Here is a 23,192-nt window from a genome sequence, read left to right on the forward strand (position 1 = left end):
TTCCTTTAGCTAGTTGCTGAGGTAGGCAAGGAGGTCGTGGCGGGTGAGGATTCCCACCGGGGCGCCGACGAACGTCACCATCACGGTGTCCACGTCGGAGAGCAGCTCGCGGGCTGCGGAGATGGTTTCCAGCGAGCCGATGACCGGCAGCCTGGGGCCCATATGCTCGGAGATCTTGTCCGTCAGCTTGGCTTCGCCGCGGAACAGCTTGGAGGTCAGGGTGCGTTCGTCCACGGCGCCGAGGACCTCGCCCATCACCACCGGCGGTTCCTGCGAGAGGACCGGGATGTGGCTGACACCGAACTCGTTCATGATGTTGATGACGTCGCGGACGGTCTCGTTGGGGTGGATGTGGACCAGGTCCGGCAGCTCGCCGGTCTTGAACTTGATGACCTCGCCCACGGACGCTTCCTCGCCGCCGGAGAGGAAGCCGTAGGAACGCATCCACTGGTCGTTGAAGATCTTGGCGAGGTAGCCGCGGCCGGAGTCCGGGAGGATGACCACCACTACGGCGCTTTCGGGGAGGTCACGGGCGGTCTGCAGCGCAGCCACCACCGCCATGCCGGACGAGCCGCCCACCAGCAGCCCTTCCTCGCGGGCCAGACGCCGGGTCATGGCGAAGGAATCGGCGTCGGAGACGGCAATGACATCGTCCGGGACGGATTTGTCGTAGTTGGCCGGCCACATGTCCTCGCCCACGCCCTCGACGAAATACGGGCGCCCGGTACCGCCGGAGTAGACCGAACCTTCGGGGTCCGCCCCGATGATCCTGACCCGGCCGCCGTCGGCCTCCGGACGGTCCGCCGAGATCTCCTTGAGGAACCGGCCGGTGCCCGTGATGGTGCCGCCGGTGCCGGCGCCGATCACGCAGTGCGTGACCCGGCCGTCCGTGTCCTGCCAGATTTCCGGCCCCGTGGTCTCGTAGTGGCTGCCGGGGGCGGCCGGGTTGGAGAACTGGTCGGGCTTGTAGGCGCCCGGAATTTCCGTGACCAGGCGGTCCGAGACGCTGTAGTAGCTCTGCGGGCTGTCCGGGGCCACGGACGTGGGCGTGACCACTACCTCGGCGCCGTAAGCCTGAAGCACGGCGCGCTTGTCCTCGCCCACCTTGTCCGGCACCACGAAGATGCATTTGTAGCCCTTTTGCTGGGCGACGAGCGCCAGGCCCACGCCGGTGTTGCCCGACGTCGGCTCAACGATGGTCCCGCCGGGCAGGAGCTTGCCCGTCCGTTCGGCCTCTTCGATCATTTTCACCGCGATGCGGTCCTTGATGGACCCGCCGGGATTGATGTATTCCAGCTTGACCAGGACAGTTGCCTTGAGGCCTTCCGTCACGTGGTTGAGCTTGATGAGCGGCGTGTTACCGATGAGGTCCAGGACGGACTGCGCGTACTTCATAGGTACAAAGTTACCGCCTGCCGCCGCAGGTCCTGCCCGGGGCTCAGCTCCCTGCCGAGGAATCTGTCTGCCAGAGGCCCATGGTGTTGCCTTCGGTGTCCTTGAAATAGGCATAATAGCCCATTCCCGGAACGGCGTCCTTGGCCTGGGCGACAGTACCTCCAGCGGATTCGACCTGCGCCAGCGCGGCGTCCACGTCCTCCACATCGATGGTGATGATGGGGGTCTTGAGGTTGTCCGTGCGGGGGAACAGGGCCCCGTTGATGGCCCCTGGCGCGCTTGGCAGACCTGTCTGTTCGTCCGACGGGGTGGTGATGGCGATGGTGTAGTCCATCTCCTGCATGGGGGTCAGGGTCCAGCCAAACGCGCTTTGGTAGAAGGTGTTGGCGCGTTCCTTGTCATCGGAGGGAATCTCGAAATGCACAACTCCAGCCACAGCATGCTCCTTTGAATGCGAGGGGAAGGCGCGGACTCCACGCGCCACACGATGGAGTCTAGTCCTGGCATCTTTGGTCTGTAAGGGGCTCCGGAAGCTACCTTGTCAGCCCACCGTGGGACCATGAATACATGACCATCCTTGACGCCCCCGCCCGGCTTGCCGCCGCCGCGGATGCGTCCCTGCGCTGGCATCCGGACGGCCCGTACAGCCTGCACCAGACGCTGGGCACTCTCCTGCGGGGTACCGGAGATCCGTCGTTTTCGTTCGGGCCGGACGGGTTATGGACGGCGTTTACGACGCCGGACGGCCCGGTCACGCTGCGCCTCACCGCCGCTGCAGATAGGGCTGTTGACGCCGCTGTTGACGCGCAGGCCTGGGGTCCCGGTTCCGCCGCCGGACTCGCCGGCGTGCCCCGGCTCTTGGGCGCCGGGGACGACTGGTCAGCGTTTGACGAACCGGACTTCCATGCCACGCTCCCCCGGATGGTCCGTGACGCCCGACGCCGGAACCTGGCTGTCCGGCTGCCCTCCACCGGGCGGGTGGTTGATTGCCTCGTGCCCACTATCCTCGAGCAGAAGGTCACCGTTATTGAGGCCCGCCGCGGCTACCGGTACCTGATGTACCGGTTCGGCTCGCCGGCTCCGGCGGCCGGAAGCGCGGCGCCGGAAGGGCTCCGCCTCCAGCCCACCCCGGAGCAGTGGCTGCGCATCCCCTCGTGGGAATGGCACCAGGCCGGCGTGGGGCCCCAGCGTTCGGCGACCGTTATGCGGGCGCTGCGATCCGCCGTCGCGCTTGAACGGCTGGCCGCCCTTCCGTCCGCGGAGGCGGCAGCAAAGCTGCAGGTGATTCCCGGTATCGGGGTGTGGACCGCGGCCGAAGTAGTGCAGCGGACCCACGGTTGCCCGGACTCCATCGCGGTGGGCGACTACCACCTCGCCGCCTATGTGGGCGCCGCGCTCACCGGCCGCCGGACCGACGACGCCGGCATGCTGGCCTTGCTTGAGCCGTGGACGGGGCACCGGCAGCGGGTGGTCCGGATGATCGGCCTGAGCGGCTTCCGCAAACCGACGTTCGGGCCGCGGATGACCATCCAGGACCACCGCCGGCACTGACGGTTCCGCCGTGGACTCGGGCCGCGGATGGGTATAGCGTGGCGCCATGGAGCCCGCACCAGAGCCCCGGAATTCCGCATTCTCTGGAGTCACCCATGATCCACACCGACAAACTGACCAAGACATTCACCGTCAAGAAGGAAACGGTAGAAGCCGTCAAGGGAGTCGACATCGATGTTGCCCCGGGCGAGCTTGTGGCGTTCCTTGGCCCGAACGGTGCGGGAAAATCCACCACCCTGCGCATGCTCACCACGCTGCTCCGGCCCACTTCCGGCACGGCAACTGTCGCGGGGGTGGACGTCGCAGCGGACCCGGCCGGAGTACGCGCCCGGATCGGCTACATCGGCCAGGGCAACGGCGGCGGCCACAGCTTCCGGGTCATCGACGAACTGATCATGCAGGGCCGCTTCTACGGTATGAACTCCACGGATGCCGCTGCCCGGGCACAGGAGCTCCTCACGTCCATGGACCTGGCCGACCTCGCCAAACGCACCGTGGTCAAGCTGTCCGGCGGGCAGCGGCGGCGGATGGACGTGGCGCTGGGGCTGATGCACTCCCCGCGGCTGCTGTTCCTGGATGAACCGTCCACCGGCATGGACCCGCAGAACCGGGCGAACCTGTGGAACCACATCATGCGGTTGCGCGCCGAGCACGGCACCACCATCGTCCTGACCACGCATTACATGGACGAGGCCGATTCGATGTCCGAGCGCGTGATTGTGATCGACCATGGCCAGATCATCGCCGATGACACGGCCGCCCGGCTGAAGGCCAACCTGGCCGGTGACCTGCTTGCCGTCGAGGTGGCGGCAGATTCCGCCGCGGGTGTGCGCGGGCTGCTGAGGCGGGCCGCCGCGGGCGGTGAGGTCAACGAAAACTCGTACGACGGCGTAGTCCGCTTCCGCCTCCGGCTCACCGAAGGCGCCCGGCTGGCGCCGGTGCTGCTGCAACAGATGAACGACGCCGGCGCTCCCGCCCAGTCCCTGGAGCTGAAACCGCCGACCCTGGACGACGTGTTCCTGGAGCTGACCGGCCGCAACCTGCGGGAAGGAGCAAACCGCTGATGGCTGTGCAAAGCACCGAGGTCCTGGAAAAGCCAGGCCTGGTCCAGATCCTGCATGACACCAGATTCGTCTTTTGGCGCGAGATGCTGCTGCCACTGCGGGACCCCTTCTCGCTGGTCTTTTCGCTGCTCCAGCCGCTCGTGTTCCTGGGCCTCTTCGGCCCGTTGCTCGGCGCGGCAGTGGGAGCACCGGCATTCGGCGGCCAGTCCACGCTGCAGTGGTTCCTGCCCGGCGTCGTGGTCATGATTGCCCTGTTCGGCACGTCAATGACGGGCTCCAACCTGCAGTACGAGCTGATGACCGGTTCTTATGAGCGGATCCTGGCCACGCCGCTCTCCCGCTCGTCGCTGATGATCGGGCGGGCGCTGAAGGAATGGGCACCGCTGGTGGTGCAGGGTCTGCTGATCGCCTTGGTCTGCATCCCGTTCGGCTTTGTGTTCTACCCGCTGCATGTGCTGTTCGGCCTGGTCATCCTGGGGATCTTCGGGATCGGGCTCGGCGCCCTCTCCTACGCCTTGGCTCTGGTCTCGCAGAACAAGGAGTGGATCTTCTGGGGCGTGCAGCAGACGCTGCTCTTCCCGCTGATGATCCTGTCCGGCATCATGCTGCCCATCGAGGCCGGACCGGACTGGATGAAGACCGCCAGCCTCTTCAACCCCCTGACCTACCTGGTGAACGCCGAGCGCGAACTGTTCGCCGGCAGCGTCGGGACCGACACGCTCCTGGGCCTCCTCGCCGCATCGGTGACGGCCGCCGTCGGACTTGTAGTGGGTGTGCGGGCCATCAACCGCAACATCAATTAGGGCCCCTGCCCAGCAGCATCAGTGAGAGCCCAGGCGGGCGGCGTAAGCAGCGGCTTCAGCACGGTTGCGAAGGCCGAGCTTCTCCAGCACGCTGCTTACGTGGTGGGCCACCGTTCTGTGGCTGATGAACAGCTGCACCGCAATTTCAGGATTTGAATAGCCCTCCACCAGCAGCCCCAGGATTTCATGCTCTCGCCGGGTGAGAATGCCTGCCTCGCGGGGAACGGACCGGCCCCCGGCGCCCCACGATCGCAACAGTGCCGCTGCCGTATCGGCATCATGGGACGCCCCCAGCTTGTCAAGCGCTGACAGTGCAGCGCGGGCTTCGGAGATGGCGAGCGTGGGCTGGTCTTGGGCTAAAAGACGCGCAAGTTCCAGTCGCGTGCGCGCGGCTTCCAGCGGAAGTTCCAAGTGGCCGAACCATTTGAGGGCGTCTTCAAAGTAGCCCGTGGCAGGCTCCAGCCGGCCCTCGGCGGCAGCAACCCGGCCTCTGGCCAGGGCGGCATGCGCGGACACCAGGCGTAGTCCTCCGGCGCTGGCGTCAAGGTCGCCAAGGTGCTCGGCGAGCACTGCAGCAGCGGCAGGATTTCCTGCTGCCAATTGTGCCTCCACCAGCAGGCTGCGTGCGCTCGCTGTCTCCAGGGAGGTCCGGTGCCCGCCAGCGTGCAGTGGAGGAACGACGTCGCCGGTACCCTCAATTTCCGAACGAAGCCAGCGCTCTGCCAGGGCCACGGCCGCGGCCGGTTCGTTGCTTCCGAGTGCCAGTCCTGCCGCCACCAGGCTGGTCTCGACCGGAGCGCCGATCCTCTCAATCAAGGCCTTGGCCTCGTCGAAGTGACCTTGGCGCACACGGAGATCGGCGAGGCTCGCGACGGCCCTGTGGTACATACCGGGGAAGACGTCCTCGGTACTCGCCGCCGCGCGCTGCAGCTCGGCCTCGGCTTCGGCCCAATGACCCGTCAGCAGGAGCACACGGCCGTGGACCATCCGGCACTGAGCGTAAAGGTATGGACAGCCGTAGGTCCGCATGTAGTCATCTGCAGCCAGCGACCACTGGGTAGCCCGTCCGAGGTCGCTGAGCAGGTCGCAGACCGTCAGCATCGAGCAACTCGCCATGACCACTGTGTAGAACGTCGTTCCATCGCCACCCAGGGCGCTGGCCATGGCCTCGTCCACGCAGCGAAGCCCGGCCTGGACTTCTCCCTCCTTGACCAGGACAACGCCACGCTCGGCAAGGGCACAGACGCCGAGGTCCGGGTCGCCCAATTCATGCGACGTGGCCAGCGCGCGCTCGATCAGGTCGCGACAGTGATGGGCGTCCGTGGCCAGCAGCGCCGCACAGAAATCAAGCCAGGCCCGGGACAGTCGGTCGTCAGGCCCGGCCATGCTCTCCGCGCGTGCCAGCCAGCCCCGCGCCGCGGCCTCGTTGCCGAGGGACATCCCGTAGACAAGGCACAGCCACACAGCGGAATCGATGGCTTCCGGAACATTGCCGGCACGGCGGCTGGCAGCGTAGGCGCGCTCACGGCAGCGGACACTTTCACCGAGGTCGCCGAGAAAAAAGAGGGCGTCGCCCAGGCCTGCGAGCGCGCCCGGCGATCCGGTGCCCGCGAGGACTTCCTCAAAAGCGGCGCGCGCATCCACCCACCGCCCCGCTTCCAGTGCCGCGTAGCCTCTCGCTGTCACTTCCTCCAGCGCCACGATTCAATTAGAGCACTTGACACTGCCGTTCTCTAGGGACGGAACTACGGGCGCGGGCCGCCCCGGATCCGCCTGGTGGGCTCCGCCGGCATAGGCCACAAAATGGGTCAGTTGACCCATCCGCCTGGCCTTGGAGCCGGGCAGTCTGAAGTTGTCTCGAACAACGGACAACAGGACCAATAAAGGAGCAAACGATGAGTGCAGACGCAATTGCCAAGTCAGTAGACGCCATGAACTCTCATGATGCGAAGGCCTTCGCCGCAACCTATGCCGCGGACGCGGTTGTCCACGACCCGCTCTACCCGCAGCCGTTGAAGGGGCGGGACGCCGTTGAGCAGGACATGGTGGAACTCCTGCGGGCCTTCCCGGACGTCAGTCTCACCGTGGGGCCCCTGTTCCAGGACGGCGGGACGTTCGCAGCCGAGTACACCCTGCGCGGGACGCATCAGGGACCGTTGGCATCGCCCGGCGGCGAGATTGCCGCCACCGGAAATTCCTTCATCAATAACGCGGCTGTCTTCTCGACGTTCAATGCTGACGGGGAAGTCACGGAGGAACGCCGCTACTACGATGCAGCCGGCATCATGGCGCAGCTTGGGGTGACCCCGGCACCCTGAGCCGGGGAGCGGTGGCTTAACCGTCCGTTCGCGCTCAACGAGGGGGCTCAGACAGCGCGAACGGACACTTGCGGCCCCGGTTGTGGGACGCTGCGCGTCAGAGGCCCAGGCGGGCCACGGCTTCCTCGCGCATCTCCACTTTGCGGATCTTCCCGGAAACGGTCATGGGGAAGCTTTCGCGGACATCCACGTAGCGCGGGATCTTGTAGTGGGCCAGCTTCCCGCGGCAGAAGTCCGCGATTGAAGCAGCGTCCAGCGGTTCCGCGCCCGGCGTGAGGATGACGCAGGCCATGAGTTCCTCGCCGTACTTGGCATCGGGCACCCCGATCACCTGCACGTCCTGGATGGACGGGTGGCTGTACAGGAACTCCTCGATCTCGCGCGGGTAGATGTTTTCGCCGCCGCGGATCACCAGGTCCTTGATCCGGCCTTCGATCACTACGTAGCCCTCGTTGTCCATCCGGGCGAGGTCGCCGGTGTGCATCCAGCGGTCGGCGTCGATGGCTTCCGCGGTCTTGTCCGGCTGGTCCCAGTACCCGGCCATCACGGCGTAACCCCGGGTGCACAGCTCGCCGATCTCGCCGCGCTCCAGCACCTCGCCGGTGCCAGCGTCCACAATCTGGCTTTCAAGATTCGGCATGGTGCGGCCCACAGTCTCGGTGCGATGCTGCAGCGTGTCACCGTTCCGGGTCATGGTGGAAACCGGGGAGGTCTCGGTCATGCCGTAGCAGATGGCCACATCCACCATGTGCATCTCCGAGATCACCCGGTTCATCACATCGATGGGGCACACCGATCCCGCCATGACGCCTGTCCTGAGCGTGGCAAGGTCGTAGGAGGCAAAGTCCGGCAGCGCCAGCTCCGCGATGAACATGGTGGGCACGCCGTACAGCGATGTCCCGCCGAAATCCTGGACCGCTTCCAGCGCCGCCGCCGGCGTGAAACCGCGGCCGGGGATGATGGTGGCCGCGCCGTGGCTGAGCGCGGCCAGGTTGCCGATCACCATCCCGAAGCAGTGGTAGAACGGCACCGGAATCACCACGCGGTCGTGTTCGGTGTAGCCCAGGAGCTCACCGATGGAGTAGCCGTTGTTCAGGATGTTGTGGTGCGTCAGGGTTGCGCCCTTGGGGAAGCCGGTGGTCCCGGAGGTGTACTGCAGGTTGATGGGATCGTGCGGGTCCAGGTCCGCCATGCGCGCCTTCAGGCCGGAATGGCCGACGGCGTCAGCCCGCTTGAGCAGCTCGGCGTAGGTCAGCTCCCCGTCACTTTGGGGGTCACCGGCGTCGAGCCCGTCCATGCCGTAATCCGGCAGGAACACCAGTTCCCGGAGGTCAGGACATCCGGCGAGCGCCAGGCGGGCCATCCCCACGTAGTCGCTGTTCCGGTCCGACGGTGCCGCCACCAGCATCCGCATGCTGTTCTGCTTCACCACAAACTCCAGCTCGTGACTGCGGTAGGCCGGGTTCACGTTGACCAGGATGGCACCGGCTTTGGCTGTGGCGTACTGCAGCAGCGTCCACTCGGCGCAGTTCGGGCTCCAGATGCCCACCCGGTCCCCCTTGGCCACCCCCGAGGCGAGCAGTGCACGCGCGAGGCGATCGACGTCGTCGTTCATTTTCGTGTAGCTCCAGCGGCGGGCGTCAGCGCCCGGGACCGGCGCGGCCTCGATCAGCGCGTCGTGGAAGGGGAACCGGGCCACCACCCGTTCAAAGTTCTGGCCGATGGTTTCGTCGAGGAGCGGGACGTCAGTGTCCCCGGCTGTGTAAGCGCGCATGCTGGCACGCTACCGCCTGGCCCCCGGCAATGAAAGCGCAAGAGAAGCGCAACAGGAGGGTGTCCGCGCGTAAACAGGGCGGGCGTGCATCCCGAGTCCCGATATTGTGAAATCCATGAGTGCACCCATCGACCTGCAGGCCACGTTCATCCCCAACGACGGCGAGTTCTTCCGCGTGAAGCTCGCCCTGGAAATCGCCATCGACGAGGTGGTGAACGAACCCGGCTGCATCCGCTACGAGCTGACCGAAGCCACCGAAGAGAAGCTGGTCCTCACGGAACAGTGGAAATCCGAGGAACTGCTTGCGAAGCACTCCAAGGGCACCGCCGTCCAGGACCTGAACGAATCCCTCAGCGCGCTGCTGGCCGAGCCCGTGCTGCTGGAACGCCTGTAACCCTCGCTTTAACGATCGACTGCTCCGTAAGTGCCGTTTTGAACGTTCAAAAGGGCCCTTACGGAGCAGTCGATGTTGTTAAGCGCTTACGCCTCGGGGATCTGTGAGCCGTCCTGCGGGCCGGCGCTCCTGGTGACGGCCGGGTTGCTTTCCGCGGCCGCTGCGGCTTCCGCCTGCGAGCGCGCCACATGGGCGTGGACTTCGTCCATGTCCAGGGCCTTGACGGCGTCGATAACCTGCTCCAGCTGCTGGGCGTTCAGGGCACCGGGCTGGGAGAAGACCAGGACCTTTTCGCGGAACGCCATCAGGGTGGGGATGGACGTGATGCCGGCCTCGGCGGCGAGCTGCTGCTGGGCTTCAGTGTCCACCTTGGTGAAGGCGACGTCAGGGTACTTCTCGGAAACGGCACTGTACGTTGGCCCGAACTGCTTGCAGGGACCGCACCATTCAGCCCAGAAGTCCACCAGGACAATGTCGTTGCCTTCGATGGTCGATGCGAACTGTTCACCTGTGATATCTAGGGTAGCCATGCCTTCAACGGTACGCGAGGCGCAGGCGGATGTCCCAGCCGGGTGCGCCCTGTTCGCTCCCCGCGTCATCGGGAATATCCGTGGCGGGACCGTGTACACCGGGCACGGCGAGGCCTACCCTTGGGGTCATCAGCCGCCAACTGCCGCACACAGGAGGGTTCATGGCCCAGGCTATCTCCACCCGGTCCCTCACTAAGAAATTCGGCCGGCGCGAGGTGCTCCACGGGGTGGATTTTGCCGTCGAAGCGGGCTCAGTGTTCGGCGTGATCGGCCCGAACGGCGCCGGCAAGACCACCACCATGCGCTGCCTCTTGGACATCATCCGCCCCACCTCCGGGGAGGTCAGGGTCCTGGGCAAGGACCCCCGTGCGGGCGGCCCGCAGCTCCGCCGCCGGATCGGTTACCTTCCGGGCGAGCTGTTCCTGGAGGGCCGCGTCACGGGGCGGACGCTCCTGGCCCACTACCAGGCCATCAGCGGCCCGGTGGCGCCGGGCAGGATCGACGCGCTGGCCGAACGGCTGGGCCTGGACCTGGACAGCCACACCCGCAAGCTGTCCAAGGGCAACAAGCAGAAGCTCGGCCTGGTCCAGGCGTTTATGCACGATCCCGAGCTCCTGGTCCTCGATGAGCCCACCAGCGGCCTGGACCCCCTGGTGCAGCAGGAATTCCACGCCATGATGCGGGAAGCGCAGCACAAAGGCCAGACCATCTTCCTCAGCTCCCACGTCCTCAGCGAGGTCCAGCAGACCGCTGACACCGTGGCGATTCTCCGGGACGGCAGGATCATCGCCGTCGAGTCAGTGAGCGGGCTTCGGGAAGGTGCGGTACGGCGGGTCCGGTTCACTGCGAACGGAACAACAGCGCACGACGCCGGCGCGCTGCTGGGTGGGGTGCCCGGCGTCGGGCACGTTGAGGTGCTGGAGTCCGGCGGCAGCATCACCCTTTCGGCGACCGTGGAGGGGGCCATCCAGCCGCTGGTCAGGGCCCTGGGCACCCTGGAGCTGACCGACCTGGTGCTGGAGGAACCGGATCTTGAGGAGTCGGTGCTGAAGATGTACTCAAGTCCGGCAGACACCGGCCCCGCAGACGCCGGACAGCGGGAGGCCGCGCGATGAGCACCACACTCCCGCTGTTCCGCCGGGCCTTCTTTGATTCCTGGCGCTCCACGGCGGCGTGGGCCGCGGGCCTGGCCGCCGCCACGTTCCTCTACTTGCCGCTGTACCCGTCCCTCGGCGGGAGCGCGCAGATGCAGGACATGATCGATGCCCTCCCGGCCGAGATGACCAAGGCGCTGAACTACGACCAGATCGCCACCGGTCCCGGGTACACCCAGGCCACGCTGTTCGGGCTGATCGGCTTCCTGCTGATGACCATCGCTTCCGTGGGATGGGGTGCGGCTGCGGTGGGTGGCGACGAGGAATCCGGCCAGCTGGAGCTGACCCTCGCCCACGGGGTGACCCGCGTCCAGGTGGTGCTGGAACGAGCGCTGTCCCTGTTCCTGCGGGTAGTGCTGCTCGCGGCCCTGGTCTTTGTGCTGGTCCGGCTGCTCAATGATTCCGCCCAGCTTAATATCCGGCCCGAGAACCTCTTCGGCGCAGCGGTGCTGTTTGCCGGGCTGGCACTGCTGAGCGGAACGGCCGCGCTCTGCGCCGGGGCTGTGTCCGGCAGGCGGACGTACGGGCTGGCCGCGGGCGCGGCCGTCGGCGTTCTTGGTTACGTCTTCAACGCCGTCGGCCGGCAGAGCGAGGACGTGGAGTGGCTGCTGGACCTGAGCGCGTACCACTGGGCTTACGGAAATTCCCCGGTGGCCAACGGCGCGGAGTGGGCCGCGGCCGGGTGGCTCTGGGGAATTTCGGCGGCGCTGGTGGCCGGGGCCGCGTTCGCGGTGAACAGGCGCGACGTCGGCACGTAGCTTCCGGGTGACCGGCGCTTAGGCCTTGGTTTCCCGGGTGAGGCTGTCCCAAAGGTGCGGCGCCGGCGTCCGGCTGCCGGGCAGGGCGTTGGTCTCACGCCATTCGTGGATCCACTCGGGCAGCACCAGGTCCGCCGGGGGCTGTCCGAATTCGCGCAGGATCTCCTCCTGGCTGACCGGCCTGCCCTTGGTGACCAGGCGGGTGGCGATGTAGGCACGCGCGTAAATCTCGCCGTCGGACACCATGCGCTGCTCAAAGTAGATGGCCTTGGCATCCAGGCCGATGATCTTTGTTTCGATGGTGTACTGCTGCCACAGCTGCAGCGACTTCCGGAAGGCGATGGTCTCCCCGGCCGCCACCGGGCTCCAGCCGCGCCGGCGCATGGTCTTCCATACGCCGCTGCGGACCATCAGGTCGAAGCGGCCCAGGTCCATGAGGGAAAAGTACATGCCGTTGTTGATGTGCATGGCGATGTCGATGTCGGTGGGCAGGACGCGCAGCGGCAGGGACGAAGCGTCCCAGATGGTCAGTGCGGAGCGGCGGGCGGACGTGAACAGCATCAGGAGGGTTCGCAGAAGCAGGTGCATCCTCCAATGTTACCCATCAGTAACTTGCTGGCAAGTCCGTAGGTCCGGCCCGCCACGTAGGATGTGGCGCATGACGCAACAACGCTACCGGGACCTCGCCGAGTGGCCCCTGATGGGGACTGCACTGGTTTTCCTGGCGGCGTATGCGTGGCAGGTGATTGGCCGCGTCGACGGCAGCGGCGCGGAATGGCTGGAGACGGTGCTTTGGCTGACGTGGGGTATTTTCGCCGCTGCGCCTGCTCCGGCTGGTCACGCTGCTTTCGGTGCTGCACAGGACCATCGGCGAGACCCTCAGAGGCCGGGTGGTCACGTACGTGGCGGGATCGGCGGCGCTCCTGGTATTTGTGGGCGCGCTGGCGGCACTGGACGTTGAACAGTCGGCCCCGGACGCCAAGATCCTGACGTTCGGCGACGCTCTCTGGTGGGCCATCACCACCATCACCACGGTGGGTTACGGCGACATGTACCCCGTGACGCCGATCGGCCGGTTGGTGGCCTCGGCGCTGATGATGAGCGGCATTGCCGTGCTGGGTGTGGTCACCGCGTCCATCGCCTCCTGGCTTGTCCAGCGTGTAGAGGAGTCCACGGAAGCTGCCGCGGAGTCCGTGGAGGAACCCTTGCGGGCAGAGCTCGCCGGCCTGGCCACGGAGATCGCTGCGCTGCGGCGCCAAGTGGCCGAGCTCAAGGACCGCCCCTCGTTGTAGGAATGTCCCGGTAGAAATGTCCAGCGGGGCAGGCGGCTGGACACCGAGTAGTCGCCGCCGCGGGGCCAAGTATTCGGCGGAAAAATTCAGGTAACGCCTACTCGTGCAGTGCCTGGCGCAGCTTCCTAGACTCGAAATTCCTAGGGCCAAACAAAGTTGCCGGCGCATCCTCCGAGCTGGGGTGGATGATGCCGCTTCATAGCGGGGCATCCGTATCTTCTGGGTATGCGGGCGCTCCCATCATGCGCGCTTTCCGTGCGCGGTTCCGTCATAGACCGGCACCGCGCAGCGCATCACTCCTCGATCCGTCCTGCATTGGAACTCGCGGCACCACTGCCGCCCTGTTGCCGGACCGACCTGCGATGGGCCACCCATGTTCCAGTTGACCGCACCTGTTCCCGAACCACCCCGCCGTAATTTCGAAACCGATGTCCCGCGGGCCGACCTCCTGACACCGGGACGCCGGCCGATCAGCAACAAGCTGTGGGCCGGCATGGCCACCGCCGCCGTGATTTCCGCCTTCGGAGTCGGCGCACTGGCCGGCCCCGTCCCAGCGGCAAAGTTGTCAGCGCCGGCGGAGGCCATCACGACGGCGGCGGCGCCAGTTGTGCGCGTTGCCCGGCCTTTGGCCGCGGTGCCGTTGGATGCGCCCTATGTTGGGTCCGTTGAGTTTGGCAGTGCGGGAGCTGGCACTGCGCAGCCGGAGGTCGCAGCTGCAGTGCCTGCGGCGCCGGCAGAGGCTCCCCCGCCACCAGCTCCCGAACCTGCTCCGGCACCCGCGGGCGACCCCAACCTCTACACAGTGGTTCCCGGCGACACAGTGGGTGGGATCGCGGCCAGGTACGGGGTTGACACAAACGCGATGCTGGCCGCCAACGGGCTGGGCTATTACAGCATCATCGTCCCGGGCCAGACGCTGAAACTGACGGGACCCGCCGTCGAGGTTTCCGCGTCCGCTCCGGCTGCGGCCGCCGCTGCACCCGCTGCTGGATCACCGGCCTACATCCCCGCCCCGGCGCCGGTCCAGGCCGCGCCCGCTGTCCGCACCATCTATGTCGCGGGCGCTGGCGGACAGGCCATGGTGGACGCGTGCATCGGGCCGATCCACTACACACCCAATGACGGCTATTCGCTGTTCATCACGGAGCACGACTTCTGCGGCGGGTGGGCGCGCTTCTCCGGCATCGGCGTGGGCGAGACCGTCAGCATTCCGGGTTACGGGACATACACGGCGACAGCCAGGGGCCAGGTCCCCAACCCGGGAACCACCAACGATGTCATCGCTGTATTCGGCGGATTCCCCCGGGCCATCCTGCAGACGTGCATCCCGGGGACCAACCAGATGCTCCTGATCGCCCTGAACTAGGCTCTGGTCCGGCCGGGTTTTCGCGGTCCAGGGTTTCCAAAGCTTGTTCGCGGTTCCGAACCTTTCAGGTAAGGAGCCGCGAACAAGGCCATGCGGGAATTAGTCAGACTATGCAGGCATAGGGTGGCGTTCCGAGATGTGCTCCACCAGTTCGCCCACTCGCTCCTCGGAGTAGTTCCGCGCAATGTCGCCCTGGCTGATGATGCCGACCATCCTGTGGTCGACGATGACCGGGAGGCGCCTGACCTGGTACCTCTCCATGATTTCGATGGCTGCGTCAACGCTGGCGTCGGCATCCACCCAGTAGGGCTTGCCGGCGGCCAGTTCGCTGGCCAACATCTCGCGGGGATCACGGCCGGCAGCAACGCACCTGAGCACGATGTCGCGGTCGGTGATCATGCCCTTCAACTTGCCGTCATCGCCGCAGATCGGCAGCGATCCACAATCCAGATCCAACATCATCCGGGCGGCATCTGCGAGGGACTGATGCTCCTTAATACACTGTGCATCCGTGGTCATAAATTCACGTACAACGCTCATGGTTCTCCTTCATCGATTGATGTATCGACGCAGGGCATCGGGGTCACATGCGCCGATGGTGCCAGCCTACGCCCGGGCCAACGCTGCTGTCGACGACGGTTTCTCCCCGATTTCGGGCACAAAAAAGCCTCCGGAACCTGGTGGTTCCGGAGGCTTTTCCTTGGGTGGCAGATGAGGGATTCGAACCCCCGTAGGCGTTGCCAGCTGATTTACAGTCAGCCCCCTTTGGCCGCTCGGGTAATCTGCCGAACTTCAAAAGAAGATCACCCCCGGCTGCAGTGTTCAGAACGTCCGTTTCCGGGCCGTTCCGCTTCCAGTAACCGCGGGCAAGACAACTTTACAGAACTTCTGCCGAAACATCGAATCGAGGCGGCAGACCCCTGGAAATGCCGCCAGAAGCCCCGCAATTCCGCGGAAAACCCGAGGACTCAGGCGTCGCCGAGAATCCGTCCGGCCAGCCTTGCCTCGAACTTCACGGCTTGCTCCTCGGTGATCTGGTTCAGCTGGACCGCCCGCAGCAGGTCCTCGCTCACACCCTCCATGCGGGCCGAGGCACCCGGGACCGGGCTGAAGATGATGGAGCCTGCCAGCGCTGCAGCGGCGACTGACGTGGCAGCAGTGGCAACGGCGCCCGCGGCTGCGGCGGTGGTTCGGGTGACGTAACGGATGGCTTTGTGTTGCATGGCTTTCCCTTCGGCCTGTTTCCAACTCGTTCAACTCTCGCCTGCCCGCCTTCGTTCCCGCAGTGCGTTCGCTATGAGGGAACTGTGAATCAGGAACAGTCCCGAATCCACAACAGCGCCGCACGCGCACCAGCGCCACAGGCGGGCGATCCGTATTAGGCTGGAATGCAGAGATCCACGCCCTGCAGAGCCAATGTCAGGGCAACCACCGGCACAAGGAGAATCATGGCAGGCGAGTCAACGTTCGACGTCGTAAGCAAAGTGGACAAGCAGGAAGTGGCCAACGCGCTGAACCAGGCACAGAAGGAACTTGTCCAGCGCTACGACTTCAAGGGCGTCGGCGCCGAGGTCGACTTCAGCGGCGAGAAGATCCTGATGAAGGCGAACTCGGAGGAACGTGTGCTGGCCGTGCTGGACGTCCTCCAGTCCAAGCTGATCCGCCGCGGTATCTCGCTGAAGTCCCTGGACACCGGCGAACCTTACCCCTCCGGCAAGGAATTCCGCCTCGAAGCCTCCATCAAGGAAGGCATCGAGCAGGACCTGGCCAAGAAGATCAACAAGCTGATCCGCGACGAGGGCCCCAAGGGCGTCAAATCCCAGATCCAGGGCGACGAACTCCGCGTCTCCTCCAAGTCCCGCGACGACCTGCAGTCTGTCATGGCGCTGCTGAAGGACTTTGACGAGGCGGACCTGCAGTTCGTCAACTTCCGCAGCTAGCCACCAGGCCTTCGTTTTCGAGGCGCAAGAATTCTGCCGCTGACAAAAGACGCCGGCGCTACCTGAATACGGGCAGCGCCGGCGTTTTTGCGTGTCACGGTTGAAAGTACGACGGCGGCGCCCGGGTCGGTCAGTCAGCCTCAGTTCAGCGGCCGGCCGGCAATCCGTTCCAGCCGGGCGATCCGCTCCTTCATCGGCGGGTGCGTGGCGAACAGCTTGGTCATCGCCCCGCCGCGGAACGGGTTGGCGATCATCAGGTGCGAGGTGTTGACCAGCTTCTGCTCCTGCGGCAGCGGCGCGATCCGCACCCCCTGCTCAATCTTGCGAAGGGCTGAGGCGAGCGCCAGCGGATCGCCCGTGAGCTGCGAACCGTCCTCGTCGGCGTCGTACTCGCGGGTCCGGGAGATGGCCAGCTGGATCAGCGAGGCGGCAAACGGTGCCAAAAGGGCCATCGCCAGCATAGCCAGCGGGTTTGAGTTGCGCCGGTCGCCGCCGAAGAACAGCAGCATCTGGCCCACGGATGTGATGACGCCGGCCACCGCGGCTGCCACCGAGGACGTGAGGATGTCCCGGTTGTACACGTGCATCAGCTCGTGCCCCAGGACCCCGCGCAGTTCGCGGGCATCGAGCAGCTGCAGGATCCCTTCGGTGCAGCACACGGCGGCGTTTTTGGGATTCCGGCCGGTGGCGAACGCGTTCGGGTTCATGGTGGGTGAGAGGTAGATGCGGGGCATCGGCTGGTTGGCCCGGACGGAGAGCTCCCGGACAATCTGGTAGAGCTGTGGCGCCTGGGCCTCCGTGACAGGGTAGGCCTGCATGGAACGGATGGCGATCTTGTCGCTGTTCCAGTAGCCGTACGCGGTGGTGGCCACTCCGATCATGGCCATGATCCAGATGGGCGCTGAACTGCGTGTATTGATCCCGATCAGTCCGCCCAGGCCCAGGAGCACCGCCCACAGGACGCCGAAGAGCGCCGCAGTTTTCAGGCCGTTGTAATGCTTGTGCACGTCCACTCCTCCACGTCGCCTTTGACAAAGTTGCCCCGACAAGTTGCCCCAACAAGGCATGGCCCTATGGCACCGGGTCACGGGCATCGTACTGCCGGAAGCCCGGCTGCAGCTGTGCCGCCAGCCAGGCCACCGCGATGCACAAAACCCCGCCCAAGAGCAGGACCCAGCCCTCACTGAGAATCTTAGTCCCGCCGCCTGCCAGCAGGTCACCCACGCGCGGCCCACCGGCCACCACCACAATGAAGACCCCCTGGAGCCGTCCGCGCAGGTGGTCCGGCGCAGCGGCCTGCAGGATGGTGTTGCGGAAGACGGCACTGATGGAGTCGGCGATTCCGGCCAGGGCACAGCACAAAGCCGCCGGGACCAGCCAAACTGTGGCCCCGCCGTCGTCCGTCCGTCCTGCCAGGAGCACCACCACACCGAAGCCCGCAATCGAGGCGCCCCAGCCCATCACCGACCACACCACGGCACTCCCCTGCCACCGGACATGGCCGAGCGGCCCCGAAAACAGGCCGGCCAGGAACGCGCCCACCGCGCTGGAGGCCAGCAGGATGCCCACCGTGGTTTCGCCGCCGCCGATCATCAGCGCACCGATGGCGGGCATCAGGGCGCGGGGCTGGGCGAGGATCATGGCCACAAGGTCGATGATGAAGGTCATCCGCAGGTTGGGCCGGGTGCCCAGGAACCGGAACCCTTCGATGACAGAGCGGATTCCGGCCCGTCCGGCGCTTCCGGAGGGCGGCATGGACGGCAGCCTGAAGACCGCCCAGAGCACAAACGCGAAGCTGATGAAGTCGATGGTGTAGGTCCAGCCGAAGCCCACCCACGCCACCAGCACCCCCGCCAGCAAGGGTCCCACCGTCAAGGCCAACCCGAACGACATCATGCTGAGCGCGTTGGCCGCGGGAAGCAGTTCCTTGCGGATAAGCGTGGGGATGATGGCACTGCGGGCCGGCTGGTTGATTGCCTGGGCACCGCTCTGGAGCGCCACCAGGAGGTAGAGAATCCAGACGTTTCCCAGCTGCAGCCAGGACTGCAGCGCGATCAGGCCGGTGGTCATCCACAGGACGGACGTTGCCAGGAGCGCCACCGTGCGGCGGTTGTGGGAGTCGGCGATGGAGCCGCCCAGCAGGCCGCCGAACACCAGCGGCACCAGCGCGAACACACCCAGCAGTCCCACATAGAAACTGTCCTGCGTGAGCCGGTATATCTCCAGGCTCACGGCCACCAGCGTGAGCTGGCTCCCCACGGCCGAGACGGCGGAACCCAGCCAGAGCCGGCGGAAGGCCGGGCTCTCCCGGAGCGGTGTGATATCGGCCAGCAGTTTCCCCACCCTGCAACCCTAATGGCGCAGCAGTGTCCTGTTCTGTCACACGCTTGGTATCCTCAGGCGGGGGAAAGGAGTCGGCAAATGCATGTGTCCAGGCGGCTGCTTTTTGCCTCGGCTTGCTGGGAGGTTGCCCGGCCCCGGACCGCCCTGAACGCCGGCCATCTCCTGATCAGGCTCACGAATCCGGCCATGGCGTTCGATCTCCGCTCCGCCACCGACTGGCTGCACTGCCACAACACCGCCCGGCAGGCCCTCGCCGAAGTTCTGGGGGCCGGCCGCTGCACCGTTATGTTTGCGCACCAGTGGCACCCCATCGGAGCGGCCATCGGCGAACCGGAAGCGGAATCCTCTACGCCCACGTTCCACGTCTTCGGGCGCTGGGACGCCGAGCCGGTCACGCCCGGCGAACAGCTGCGCCTGCCCGTTCAGCGCCGCGTGCCGGCCGCAGCGGAAGAACTTAGCGAGTACGACGGCGGCCTCCGCACCGCCCTGCGCCGGCTGGCTGTTGCGCGCCCGGCGGAGCCCGTCCCGCCGGTGGAAGGCACCCTCCCGGAACTCACTGCCAGGACCCCGAATTTCAAGGCCGGGGCGCACCACACGGTGCTCGCGCCGGCGTTGCCGCCTGCGCCGGGCGGTCCCGGCCTGACACCCGGCCATCTGCTGGCGCTGGCCGCCGCCGTCGAGATCCTGGCAGCCCGCCCCGGCGTGACCGGGCTGAGCTGTTTGGCGCCCGAACCCGGACCCGGCGGCCTGGAAGTCCATGCCATGGGCCGCTCGGCAGGAGAATCCCGCAACCCCATGCAGGAATTCCTGGACCTGCCGGAGGTAAGCCAAGCCTTATTGTGATCGACTCATAATAAGTGCTTCAATAGAAGCATGAATGAACACTTTGGCGGCCACGAGGCATGGGCTGCGGCCCTGCGTGCCCACGGCCGCCGGGTGACCAAACAGCGGCTCGCCGTGCTGGCCGCCGTCGAACACCATCCGCACTCCCCCGCGGAGAGCATCCTGGCCGCCGCGCGCACCGAACTTCCGGAGCTGACCGCGCAATCGGTATACGTGGTCCTCGGCGACCTGACCGATCTGCACATGCTGCGCCGCTTCGAGCCGCCGCATTCCCCCGCCCTGTACGAAACCCGCGTCGGTGACAACCACCACCACGCCATCTGCATCAGCTGCGGCCGCGTGGAGGACGTCGAATGCGCCGTCGGGCACGCGCCCTGCCTCACCCCGCACTGGGATGAGAACTCCAAGCCGATGACCATCCAGATCGCCGATGTGATGTACCAGGGCATCTGCCAGGACTGCCAGGCGTCCCAAAAACTTCCTTCTGAACGTCCCAAGTAATCGAGAAATAGGAGAAAAATGACTGCGAACATCTCTACAACCCAGTCCGGCGCGCCCGTCACTTCCGACGCGCACGCACAATCCGTCGGTGCCGACGGCGCCATCATCCTCACGGACCACTACCTGATCGAAAAGCTCGCCCAGTTCAACCGCGAGCGGGTGCCGGAGCGCGTAGTGCACGCCAAAGGCGGCGGCGCGTTCGGTACGTTCAAGGCCACCTCGGACATCTCCAAGTACACGAAGGCTGCGTTCCTGCAGCCCGGTGTTGAGACCGAGATGCTGATCCGTTTCTCCTCCGTCGCCGGCGAAGCAGGCTCCCCGGACACCTGGCGCGACCCCCGCGGTTTCGCCGTCAAGTTCTACACCTCCGAGGGCAACTACGACCTTGTGGGCAACAACACCCCCGTCTTCTTCATCCGCGACGGCATCAAGTTCCCGGACTTCATCCACTCCCAGAAGCGCCTTCCGGGCACGCACCTGCGCGATGCCGACATGCAGTGGGACTTCTGGACCCTGTCCCCCGAGTCCGCACACCAGGTCACCTGGCTCATGGGCGACCGTGGCCTGCCGGCCTCCTGGCGTGAAATGCAGGGCTACGGCTCGCACACTTACCAGTGGATCAATGCCGCGGGCGAGCGCTTCTGGGTCAAGTACCACTTCAAGTCCAACCAGGGCGTCAAGACCATGTCCGGTGACCAGGCTGCAGAGCTGGCCGGCTCGGACGCGGACTTCTACATCCGCGACCTGCAGGACAACATCGCCGAGGGCAACTTCCCGTCCTGGGAACTGCACGTCCAGGTCATGCCGTACGAAGACGCCAAGGGCTACCGCTTCAACCCGTTCGACCTCACCAAGGTGTGGCCGCACTCGGACTACCCGCTGATCCACGTGGGCACCATGGAGCTGACCAAGAACCCGGAGAACTACTTCGCGCAGATCGAGCAGGCCACCTTCGCGCCGTCGAACTTCGTACCGGGCATCGCCGCTTCCCCGGACAAGATGCTGCAGGCCCGCATCTTCTCCTACGCCGACGCACACCGCTACCGCGTGGGCACCAACCACGCGCAGATCCCGGTGAACCAGCCCAAGAACCAGGTCAACAACTACAGCCAGGACGGCGCCGGGCGTTACCACTTCAACGCCCCGTCCGTACCGGTTTACGCCCCCAACTCCTTCAACGGCCCTTCCGCCGTTGAGCCGGCTTCCCCCGCCGGCGGCTGGGAGAACGACGGCGAGCTCACGCTCTCCGCACACTCCCTCCACGCCGAGGACGGCGACTTCGGCCAGGCCGGCACCCTGTACCGCGAGGTGTTCGACGACGGCGCCAAGGCCCGTCTGCTGGACACCATCACCGGTGCGGTGGGCGGCGTAAAGAACGCCGACATCAAGGAACGCGCCATCCAGTACTGGACCAACGTGGACGCCGAACTCGGCGCCAAGCTGCGCGCCAACCTGGGTGCCGGTGCCTCTGACTCCGACGCCGAGGCTGCCAACAAGATCGGCTAGCCTTTCTGCCCCTGTGGTGCAACGTCCGCCCCGTCACGGTTTCCGTGACGGGGCGGTCTTGTTTCCACCCAGCTCTTGTTCCCACATGGCTCTGGTTTCCACATAGGAGCCTGCCGCTCTGGCCGGGCTGCCCGGTGGTCCCTAGGATCACTGCATGAGTACATTCCAGGGCATCCCTGCAGGGGCATTCGCGTTCTATGCCGACCTTGAGCACAACAACAACCGTGAGTGGTGGCTGGAGCACAAGGACAGCTACAACACCCTGGTGCGGGATCCGGTCACCGCCCTGCTGGCCGAACTGGAGCCGCGGTTCGGTCCGGGCAAGATCTTCCGGCCCAACCGGGACATCAGGTTCTCCCAGGACAAATCGCCCTACAAGACTGCCCAGGGAGCGTTCGCGTCGTCCCAGGAAGGCGTGGGGTATTACGTCCAGGTGAGCGCCGAGGGGCTGCTGGTGGGCGGCGGCTGCCACACCAGTTCGCCGGCCCAGCTGGCCCGCTTCCGGAACTCCGTGGATGCGTCCGGGACCGGCGAATCGCTGCGGCACATCGTGGAGACCGTGGCTGCCGCGGGCTTTGCCGTGGAGGGCGAAAAGCTCAAGACCGTGCCGCGCGGTTTCGACAAGGACCATCCCCGGGCGGAGCTGCTGAAGCACAAGTCGCTGTCCGCCGGCATCGAGCTGGGCCAGCCGGAGTGGCTGGATTCGCCGGCGGCGGTGCAGGAAATCGAGGCGCTGTGGGACAAGCTGCGGCCCTTGGTGGACTGGGTGGGCCGGCATGCGGCCCCGTGACGCCGTGCTTCCTGTAGATGGGATCGCTCCCTATACGTGGGATAATTGGGGGCATGGAAGCTAATCCCGCAGGGGCCCGCACGCTGGAGCGCGGACTCAGCCTGCTCGACCACGTCGCTGCGGGCGCCCACCGGCTCGAGGACATTACCCAGGCCTCGGGTCTCAGCCGCTCGGCGACCCACCGCATGCTGACCACTCTCGTGGCGGGCCGGTACCTCAGCCAGCAGCCGGACCACAGTTACCACCTGGGCATCAAACTGCTGGAGCTCGGCACCAAGGCGGAGGCAAAGATCAGCCTCCCGGACACCGTGCAGACCATCCTCGCCGGGATCGCCAAGACCACGCAAGACACCACGCACCTGGGCATCCTCAGCGGCGACGATGTCCTGTACCTGGCCAAGGCCCGCGGCCATCGCGGCATTGAAATGGCGTCCCGTCCCGGGGCACGGTTGCGGGCGCAGAACACCGCCATGGGCAAGGCCCTGCTGGCAGCCCAGTATGGAAATGACGAGGCCGTCCGCGCCTTCGATACCGCGGCAATCGCCACACCGCGCTCCATCCAGGATGTTGACGCCTTCCGGGCGGTGCTGGACCAGGCCAGGGCGGACGGCTACGCGCTGGATGACCAGGAGAACGAACTCGGCATCACGTGCGTCGCCATCGCCATCCCGGACCTGCTCGGCAGGGTCGCGGCCGCAGTCTCCATCTCGGCCCCCAGCGTTTACATGACCCAGGAACGGATTGAGTCACTCGTGGCGCTACTCCAGGACGTGCAGCCTGAGCTCAGCCGCTGCCTGCCGCCAGGATTTGAAAGGGCCTGGATCTAGCGTCCACACGCCGATCCAGGCCCTTTCCGCCGGTCCCTTTACG

25 protein-coding genes, 1 tRNA gene and 1 pseudogene are annotated in these 23,192 nt (G+C 66.0%); 15 read left to right on the forward strand and 12 right to left on the reverse strand.

The features are described from left to right. Window positions 1-9: 9 nt before the first annotated feature. Window positions 10-1,395, reverse strand: a complete 1,386-nt coding sequence (locus ASG77_RS10010) for a cystathionine beta-synthase (protein ID WP_056344601.1) — start codon at window positions 1,393-1,395, stop codon at window positions 10-12. A gap of 43 nt (window positions 1,396-1,438) precedes the next feature. Then, a complete protein-coding gene (locus tag ASG77_RS10015) occupies window positions 1,439-1,831 on the reverse strand; it encodes a VOC family protein (protein WP_056344604.1) in 393 nt (130 codons plus the stop codon). Between the two features lie 131 nt (window positions 1,832-1,962). Here ASG77_RS10015 and ASG77_RS10020 point away from each other — a divergent pair, with 131 nt between their 5' ends. From ASG77_RS10020 to ASG77_RS10030, 3 genes are all read left to right on the forward strand, one after another. Then, the gene (locus ASG77_RS10020) at window positions 1,963-2,946 is read left to right on the forward strand and encodes a DNA-3-methyladenine glycosylase family protein (protein ID WP_056344606.1); all 984 of its coding nucleotides are present in this window, start codon (window positions 1,963-1,965) and stop codon (window positions 2,944-2,946) included. Between the two features lie 95 nt (window positions 2,947-3,041). Continuing rightward, window positions 3,042-4,010, forward strand: a complete 969-nt coding sequence (locus ASG77_RS10025) for an ABC transporter ATP-binding protein (protein WP_056344609.1) — start codon at window positions 3,042-3,044, stop codon at window positions 4,008-4,010. Continuing rightward, window positions 4,010-4,813, forward strand: coding sequence for an ABC transporter permease (locus tag ASG77_RS10030; protein ID WP_056344612.1), 804 nt, complete (start codon window positions 4,010-4,012; stop codon window positions 4,811-4,813). Before ASG77_RS10025 ends, ASG77_RS10030 begins: the two co-directional genes overlap by 1 nt. Before the next feature lie 18 nt (window positions 4,814-4,831). On the opposite strand, the gene ASG77_RS10035 is transcribed toward ASG77_RS10030, so the two are convergent. Continuing rightward, a complete protein-coding gene (locus ASG77_RS10035) occupies window positions 4,832-6,514 on the reverse strand; it encodes a LuxR C-terminal-related transcriptional regulator (protein WP_056344615.1) in 1,683 nt (560 codons plus the stop codon). A gap of 194 nt (window positions 6,515-6,708) precedes the next feature. Here ASG77_RS10035 and ASG77_RS10040 point away from each other — a divergent pair, with 194 nt between their 5' ends. Further along, entirely contained in the window at window positions 6,709-7,131 is a 423-nt protein-coding gene (locus ASG77_RS10040) for an ester cyclase (RefSeq protein WP_056344618.1), read from the forward strand. A gap of 97 nt (window positions 7,132-7,228) precedes the next feature. Here the strand turns inward: ASG77_RS10040 and ASG77_RS10045 are convergent, their stop codons facing one another. Next, window positions 7,229-8,905 (reverse strand): AMP-binding protein, encoded by a 1,677-nt coding sequence (locus ASG77_RS10045; protein ID WP_056344621.1) that lies wholly within the window; start codon window positions 8,903-8,905, stop codon window positions 7,229-7,231. Between the two features lie 115 nt (window positions 8,906-9,020). On the opposite strand from ASG77_RS10045, the gene ASG77_RS10050 reads away from it, so the two are divergent. Next, window positions 9,021-9,299: a putative quinol monooxygenase gene (locus ASG77_RS10050; RefSeq protein WP_056344624.1), complete on the forward strand. Its 279-nt coding sequence runs from the start codon at window positions 9,021-9,023 to the stop codon at window positions 9,297-9,299. A gap of 86 nt (window positions 9,300-9,385) precedes the next feature. Here ASG77_RS10050 and trxA read toward each other — a convergent pair whose 3' ends face one another. Both trxA and ASG77_RS22850 read right to left on the reverse strand, forming a co-directional pair. Next, complete coding sequence (trxA, locus tag ASG77_RS10055) at window positions 9,386-9,829, reverse strand: thioredoxin (RefSeq protein WP_056344627.1); 444 nt, start codon at window positions 9,827-9,829, stop codon at window positions 9,386-9,388. 4 nt (window positions 9,830-9,833) lie between these two features. Then, window positions 9,834-9,959, reverse strand: a complete 126-nt coding sequence (locus tag ASG77_RS22850; RefSeq protein WP_268760659.1) for a hypothetical protein — start codon at window positions 9,957-9,959, stop codon at window positions 9,834-9,836. Window positions 9,960-9,990: 31 nt separating this feature from the next. On the opposite strand from ASG77_RS22850, the gene ASG77_RS10060 reads away from it, so the two are divergent. Next, the gene (locus ASG77_RS10060) at window positions 9,991-10,944 is read left to right on the forward strand and encodes an ABC transporter ATP-binding protein (protein ID WP_056344630.1); all 954 of its coding nucleotides are present in this window, start codon (window positions 9,991-9,993) and stop codon (window positions 10,942-10,944) included. Then, complete coding sequence (locus ASG77_RS10065) at window positions 10,941-11,741, forward strand: ABC transporter permease subunit (protein ID WP_056344635.1); 801 nt, start codon at window positions 10,941-10,943, stop codon at window positions 11,739-11,741. Before ASG77_RS10060 ends, ASG77_RS10065 begins: the two co-directional genes overlap by 4 nt. A gap of 18 nt (window positions 11,742-11,759) precedes the next feature. Here ASG77_RS10065 and ASG77_RS10070 read toward each other — a convergent pair whose 3' ends face one another. Next, window positions 11,760-12,329 (reverse strand): acyl-CoA thioesterase, encoded by a 570-nt coding sequence (locus ASG77_RS10070; protein ID WP_056344639.1) that lies wholly within the window; start codon window positions 12,327-12,329, stop codon window positions 11,760-11,762. Between the two features lie 70 nt (window positions 12,330-12,399). Between ASG77_RS10070 and ASG77_RS10075 the strand changes: the two are divergent. Beyond that, window positions 12,400-13,033: pseudogene (locus ASG77_RS10075) on the forward strand (potassium channel family protein). 373 nt (window positions 13,034-13,406) lie between these two features. Next, a complete protein-coding gene (locus ASG77_RS10080) occupies window positions 13,407-14,399 on the forward strand; it encodes a LysM peptidoglycan-binding domain-containing protein (protein WP_056344642.1) in 993 nt (330 codons plus the stop codon). Window positions 14,400-14,507: 108 nt separating this feature from the next. Here ASG77_RS10080 and ASG77_RS10085 read toward each other — a convergent pair whose 3' ends face one another. The 3 genes from ASG77_RS10085 to ASG77_RS10095 all read right to left on the reverse strand — a co-directional run bounded on the left by ASG77_RS10085 (window position 14,508) and on the right by ASG77_RS10095 (window position 15,622). Next, window positions 14,508-14,939: a CBS domain-containing protein gene (locus ASG77_RS10085; RefSeq protein WP_056344643.1), complete on the reverse strand. Its 432-nt coding sequence runs from the start codon at window positions 14,937-14,939 to the stop codon at window positions 14,508-14,510. A gap of 165 nt (window positions 14,940-15,104) precedes the next feature. Then, window positions 15,105-15,186 (reverse strand) — tRNA-Tyr (locus tag ASG77_RS10090). Between the two features lie 181 nt (window positions 15,187-15,367). Further along, window positions 15,368-15,622: a hypothetical protein gene (locus ASG77_RS10095; RefSeq protein ID WP_056344646.1), complete on the reverse strand. Its 255-nt coding sequence runs from the start codon at window positions 15,620-15,622 to the stop codon at window positions 15,368-15,370. A 225-nt stretch (window positions 15,623-15,847) separates the two neighbouring features. Between ASG77_RS10095 and ASG77_RS10100 the strand changes: the two genes are divergently transcribed. Beyond that, the gene (locus tag ASG77_RS10100; RefSeq protein ID WP_056344649.1) at window positions 15,848-16,339 is read left to right on the forward strand and encodes a YajQ family cyclic di-GMP-binding protein; all 492 of its coding nucleotides are present in this window, start codon (window positions 15,848-15,850) and stop codon (window positions 16,337-16,339) included. A gap of 140 nt (window positions 16,340-16,479) precedes the next feature. Here the strand turns inward: ASG77_RS10100 and htpX are convergent, their stop codons facing one another. After that, window positions 16,480-17,346, reverse strand: coding sequence for a zinc metalloprotease HtpX (htpX, locus tag ASG77_RS10105; protein ID WP_056345177.1), 867 nt, complete (start codon window positions 17,344-17,346; stop codon window positions 16,480-16,482). A 64-nt stretch (window positions 17,347-17,410) separates the two neighbouring features. Further along, window positions 17,411-18,682 carry an MFS transporter gene (locus tag ASG77_RS10110; protein WP_056344652.1) on the reverse strand — a complete coding sequence of 424 codons (1,272 nt, stop codon included), beginning with the start codon at window positions 18,680-18,682 and terminating at the stop codon, window positions 17,411-17,413. A 78-nt stretch (window positions 18,683-18,760) separates the two neighbouring features. Here ASG77_RS10110 and ASG77_RS10115 point away from each other — a divergent pair, with 78 nt between their 5' ends. From ASG77_RS10115 to ASG77_RS10135, 5 genes are all read left to right on the forward strand, one after another. Continuing rightward, on the forward strand, window positions 18,761-19,525 hold the full coding sequence (locus ASG77_RS10115) for a hypothetical protein (protein ID WP_056344654.1): 765 nt from the start codon (window positions 18,761-18,763) through the stop codon (window positions 19,523-19,525). 30 nt (window positions 19,526-19,555) lie between these two features. Beyond that, the gene (locus tag ASG77_RS10120) at window positions 19,556-20,026 is read left to right on the forward strand and encodes a Fur family transcriptional regulator (RefSeq protein ID WP_056344656.1); all 471 of its coding nucleotides are present in this window, start codon (window positions 19,556-19,558) and stop codon (window positions 20,024-20,026) included. Between the two features lie 18 nt (window positions 20,027-20,044). Then, on the forward strand, window positions 20,045-21,532 hold the full coding sequence (locus tag ASG77_RS10125) for a catalase (protein ID WP_056344659.1): 1,488 nt from the start codon (window positions 20,045-20,047) through the stop codon (window positions 21,530-21,532). 154 nt (window positions 21,533-21,686) lie between these two features. Beyond that, on the forward strand, window positions 21,687-22,322 hold the full coding sequence (locus tag ASG77_RS10130; RefSeq protein WP_056344662.1) for a DUF2461 domain-containing protein: 636 nt from the start codon (window positions 21,687-21,689) through the stop codon (window positions 22,320-22,322). A gap of 53 nt (window positions 22,323-22,375) precedes the next feature. Beyond that, complete coding sequence (locus ASG77_RS10135; RefSeq protein ID WP_056344666.1) at window positions 22,376-23,149, forward strand: IclR family transcriptional regulator; 774 nt, start codon at window positions 22,376-22,378, stop codon at window positions 23,147-23,149. Window positions 23,150-23,192: the final 43 nt, after the last annotated feature.

The organism is Arthrobacter sp. Soil762, assembly GCF_001428335.1.
Taxonomy (GTDB): Bacteria; Actinomycetota; Actinomycetes; order Actinomycetales; family Micrococcaceae; genus Arthrobacter.